Origin of the sequence: Protofrankia sp. Cr1, from assembly GCF_963555865.1 — a bacterium.
Classification (GTDB): domain Bacteria; phylum Actinomycetota; class Actinomycetes; order Frankiales; family Frankiaceae; genus Protofrankia.
On sequence record NZ_CAUVXO010000407.1, the window covers coordinates 5,193 to 5,909 of the forward strand.

The window sequence follows — 717 nt, forward strand, 5'->3', positions numbered from 1 at the left end:
CCGCGAAGTAGAACAGCGGAGGCCGAGGCCGCCTACAGCGATCCTGAACAGACGCAAGCCCAAGGGGTGCGACGGAGCTGAGCCAAGCTCAACTGGAGTCTTGACTTATTCCTCAGGAGAAATAAGCCTATGCAGGATCCCAGGGCGCATCCGTCGAGGGCAGAATCGAGAGGCGAGGGATGGACGACTACGACGTCATCGTGCTGGGAACCGGTGGAGCCGCACTCACCGCGGCCGCCGTCGCGGCGGAGGAGGGGGCGCGAGTCGGCCTGTTCGAGAAGGGCGAGACGGTGGGAGGCACCACGGTGTACTCCGGCGGGATGATCTGGATCCCGCTCAACCAGCACCAGCCGCCGGAGAAGGGCGACACGCGCGACAAGGCGGTCACGTACCTCAAGGCGCTGTCCAACGGCACGATCTCCGACGAGATGGTCGAGACCTACGTCGACCGCGGTCCAGAGATGGTCTCCTACCTCCACGACCGCACGCCGGTGCAGTTCTACGCGGTGGCCGACTTCCCGGACTACCACCCCGAGCAGGACGGCGGGCTGCCACAGGGCGGCCGGTCGCTCGAGACCCCGCTGTTCCCGTACGGCGAACTGGGCGCGTGGAAGGACCGGGTGCACATCCCGCCGTACTACCAGACCTATCACCTGACGATCGGCCAGACGACGCTCGGCCAGTCGGTCCCCCAGGAGATCACGCCCGAGGAGATGC

Annotated in this window: 1 protein-coding gene; it reads left to right on the forward strand. The window is 66.4% G+C overall.

The window, feature by feature from the left end:
- Positions 1–179: 179 nt before the first annotated feature.
- Positions 180–717 (forward strand): FAD-dependent oxidoreductase (locus tag U9980_RS22480; RefSeq protein WP_322769751.1); only part of this gene is annotated, 538 nt, incomplete at its 3' end.